The organism is Sphingobium sp. UBA5915 (assembly GCF_002431195.1).
GTDB lineage: Bacteria > Pseudomonadota > Alphaproteobacteria > Sphingomonadales > Sphingomonadaceae > Sphingobium > Sphingobium soli.
The window spans coordinates 1-4,067 of sequence record NZ_DJDV01000076.1 but is presented as its reverse complement, the minus strand read 5'-3'; the positions used below and the strand labels follow the sequence as shown (position 1 = coordinate 4,067).

Below are 4,067 nucleotides of genomic sequence, written 5' to 3'. Positions count from 1 at the left end.
GTGCCCGTTTTATGTGACGCCCGGTTCCGCGCCGATGCCGACGCCAATCTGGCGCTGACCAGCGGCCTCACGGCGCGATTAATCGGCTATTATGAAAATGGCGACACGTTCCGCGATTATGTGTCACAAAAACGCTGGGGCCTTCTGCCTTCGGTGGGCCTGACGCTGGGCAACCGGACGCGCCTGACCTATGATTTCGAATGGACGCGGGTGGAAGTGCCGTTTGATCGCGGCATTGTGGTCTTGAACGGCGATTTCGACACGGTCCCGCGCTCCCGCTTCCTGGGCGAGCCGGGCGATGGCGATACGGTGGCGCGCGCCACCGGCCACCAGCTCCGGCTCGATCATCAGTTCAGCGACGACTGGAGCCTGCAGGTCGGCGCCAGCCATCGCGACACGAAGCTGACCGGCTCCTCCTCCGACGCGGAGCAGGCGCGCGCGCGCCAGAAGCTGTATGTCGTTGGTCATTCCCTGTCGCGTCAACGGCGCTCACGCCGCTATGACGCGGAACATAACGTTCTGCGTGCCGAACTTGCCGGCGCGTTCGAAACGGCATCCCTGCGCCACCGCGTGCTGATCGGCGGCGATTTCGACCATTTCCGCTATGATAATTTCTTCACGCGATATCGTCCGCCAGCGGTCAGCACGAACCCGGACGATCAGGCCGGCTACGTCATCGACATCGATAATCCTGTCTATGGGCGATATCCGCTTCCCGCGACGGCGGTGTTGACCAACCGCCTCGATACGCAGCGCAGCTTCGGCTTTTATGTGCAGGATCAGATCGAACTGACGGACCGTCTTCAGATCCGCCTAGGCGGCCGATACGACAATCTGACGCTGAAGGTCGATAACCGCCTGCTCGCGCCCGCCATCCGGCACAACAGCCGCAGATATGAACGGTTCAGTCCGCAGGCCGGCATCGTCTACGATCTGAACGCCGCGATCAGCCTCTACGCCGCCTATGGCGAGGGGTATCGCGCCAATATCGGCGCGGATTTCCTCAACAATATCTTCGATCCCGAAACCAGCGAGTCCATTGAGGCCGGCGCCAAGCTGGCGATGCTGGGCGGCGCGCTGACGGGCACCCTGTCGGTTTATCAGCTGTCCAAGAAGAATGTCCTGGCCAGCGACAACGACAATCCTGGCTTTTCCGTCGCCATTGGCAAGGCGCGAAGCCGGGGCGTTGAACTGGACCTCAATGGCCATCTGCCCGGCGACATCGACGTACTGCTCAGCTACGCCTATACCGACGCCCAGGCGCGTTCGACGGTGAATGATCCCAATTTCGGGTTCCAGATCCTGCCTGGCGACCGGCTGATCAACATTCCCGACCATGTCCTCAACCTCCAGGCGGCCAAGCATTTCTCGCTCGCCGGGCGCGCCGCCCAGCTTGGCGCCGGCATGAACTATGTCGGCAAGCGGCTTGGCGAGACTGGCACCGACTTCACCCTGCCGTCCCACACGCTATTCCGCCTGTTCGGCAGCGTTGACGTGATGGAGAATGTCGAGCTGTTCGGAACGGTCAGCAATTTGTTCGACGCGACCTGGTATGCCAGCAGCTATAGTTCGGTCTGGGTGCAGCCGGGCACGCCGCGCACCGTAACCCTTGGCGTACGCGCCCGCTTCTGAACAGGAGGAGTCCGGAAATGGTCGAATGGATGAGGACATGCCTGGGCGCTGCGGTCCTGTGCTTGGCCGGCAGCGGCATGGCACAGCCGCTGTCCCGCGCGCCGATGCCAGATATGCCAATGTCAGCGTTGCCGCCGGCGCTGCCATGGTCGGGCGCCAGCGAAGCGCTGGTGGTCGATCAGGATGATCCCTGGATCACGCCGGCTGAACGGGCGGGCTTTGCCACTTCGCCCCGCTATGGTGAGGTTCAGGCCTGGCTGAAGCGACTGGACGCGGCCTCGCCGCTCATCAGCCTGGAAATATTCGGCCGCACCGGGGAAGGGCGCGACATGCTGCTCGTCCGCGCCAGCAAGGGCGGCGGGGCCAAGCCCGTGGTGCTCGTCCAGGCGGGCATCCATGCCGGCGAAATCGACGGCAAGGATGCGGGCCTGATGCTGCTGCGTGACATCGCGCTGCGGGGCAAGGACGGACTGCTGGACAAGGTCGATCTCGTGTTCGTGCCGGTCTATAATATCGACGGGCATGAGAAGGCGAGCCGCTGGAATTTTCCGGCGCTGCGCGGCCCTGTCGAAAAAGGCTATGTCGGCAACAGCCGGAACATCAATCTGAACCGCGATTATGCAAAGGCGGATGCTCCCGAAAGCCGCGCGATGATCGGCCTTTTGCGCCGGCTCGACCCCATCCTCTATGTCGATTGTCATGTGAGCGACGGCTTCGACATGCAATATGACATCACCTTCACCTATGCCGGCTGGGGCCGCTACGCCTATCACCGCTTCACCGCCGATTGGCTGCAGCAGCGCTTCGGGCCGATCGTAACGGCGGCGCTGGAACAGGCGGGGCATGTCCCCACCCTTTATCCCAGTCCGATCGACACGCGTAATCCCACGAAAGGCATCCGCCAGGCGCCCGAAGGCCCGCGCTATTCGACCGGCTATGGCGATTTCATCGGTGTTCCGACGGTGCTGGTCGAAAACCATATGCTCAAGCCTTACCGCCAGCGAGTGCTGGGCACCTATATATTGCTGGAAGCCGCGCTCGGGCTGGCGGGGCAGGATGCCGGCGTCATCGCCAAAGCCAAGGCCAGCGACCTGGCGACGCGCCCGACCGAGATGCTGACGCGCTGGAGGCCTGCGCCTGAGCCGATCGGCTGGATCGACCAGTTCAAGGGGGTGGCCTTCGACACCTATGTTTCGCCCGCCAGCGGGCGCAGGGAACAGGTCTGGCTTGGCCGGCCAGCCAATTGGCGGATGCCGGTCATCGGGCAGGAACCGGTCGAAACGGTGCGTTTGCCCAAGGCATGGTGGATACCTGTGGAGCAAGCCGATGTGATCGATCGACTGACGCTCCATGGCATCCGGTATGACAGGCTGGATGCGCCCCTCACCTTGCCGCTGGATCGCGTGCGTCTGGTCAATCCGCAATTGATGCCGGCGCGTGACGCCCGCATCCCCCTGACCACGACGTTGCAGCATGAGGATGTGACGGAGACGCTGCCTGCCGGTACGGTCAGGGTGCCTTTCGACCAACCGCTGGGGCTGCTCGCCGCAGCCTTGCTGGAGCCTGAAAGCCAGGACAGCTTTCTTGCCTGGGGCTTTTTCCCGGAAATATTGGCGGCTCCCCCCGGCGCGGAAGATTTCGTGCGGGCGCCGATCGCGGACGCTCTGCTGGCGGCGGATCCGCGCATGAAAAAGGCGTTCGAGGCGAAGCTGGCGGCTGATCCGGCGTTCGCTGCGGATGGCGACGCCCGGCTGGACTGGCTGATGCAGCAACGATTTGATCGCAGCCCCTACCATCATCTCTATCCGATCAGGCGGGAGCGGGACTGATCAGGCGCACGGCCGCCGGGGCGGGGCGGCCAGTCTATCCCTCCGCCGCCGCCGTCGACAGGCCCAGGCCCGGCAGGCCGATCGAGCGCTTGCCCGAAAAATCGGTGCGCGCGACGATAACGCCCAGCTTTTCCATATAGTCGATCAGCCTGCGCACGCGGCCGGGTGAACTGGTGCCATAGGCGCGGGCCAGCGCGCCGTCGTCGGGACAGGGATGGCCGTCGATCGCCGCGCGCGCGATCAGCAGGAAGGGGGCCAGCATATCCTCGGGCACCGGCTCGGCCGCGCGGATGGCGTCCTGCCAGCGCGGGTCGTCGCCGTCCGCCATCCCCGCCTGCGCCATCGCGAACCGCTTGCGAAAGGCCGGCAGGTCGAGCGGCGATTTTTTAAGGCCCTTCATCCGGCAGCGGACGCCAAAATCCTGATACAGGCTCGCGACGCTGGGCGTGGCATCGCCCAGGTCCGCAACGATCTCTTCCAGCACCGCGATCACGACCGGCTCATTTTCGCCAAAGTCCAGCTCGGGCGCGGCCGGCTTGGCCTGCGGCGTGTCGGCCAATGCGCGCATGATCTCTTCGGCCGGGCGCGGGGGCGGATCGGCGCGCG

Annotated in this window: 2 protein-coding genes and 1 pseudogene; 2 read left to right on the top strand and 1 reads right to left on the bottom strand. The window is 64.5% G+C overall.

The genetic code is table 11. The features are described 5' to 3' along the window. Positions 1-1,632, top strand: a 1,632-nt coding sequence (locus B2V90_RS13145) for a TonB-dependent siderophore receptor (protein ID WP_293921634.1), incomplete at its 5' end; no start/stop codon positions are given. A gap of 17 nt (positions 1,633-1,649) precedes the next feature. After that, a complete protein-coding gene (locus B2V90_RS13140) occupies positions 1,650-3,461 on the top strand; it encodes a M14 family metallopeptidase (protein WP_228221658.1) in 1,812 nt (603 codons plus the stop codon). A gap of 34 nt (positions 3,462-3,495) precedes the next feature. Here B2V90_RS13140 and B2V90_RS13135 read toward each other — a convergent pair. After that, a pseudogene (locus B2V90_RS13135) lies at positions 3,496-4,067 on the bottom strand (ATP-binding protein); the annotation flags it as partial.

Bases quoted from the DNA above. Each gene is read 5' to 3' on its own strand.
- B2V90_RS13140 (WP_228221658.1), top strand. From the start codon at position 1,650: ATGGTCGAATGGATGAGGACATGCCTGGGCGCTGCGGTCCTGTGCTTG.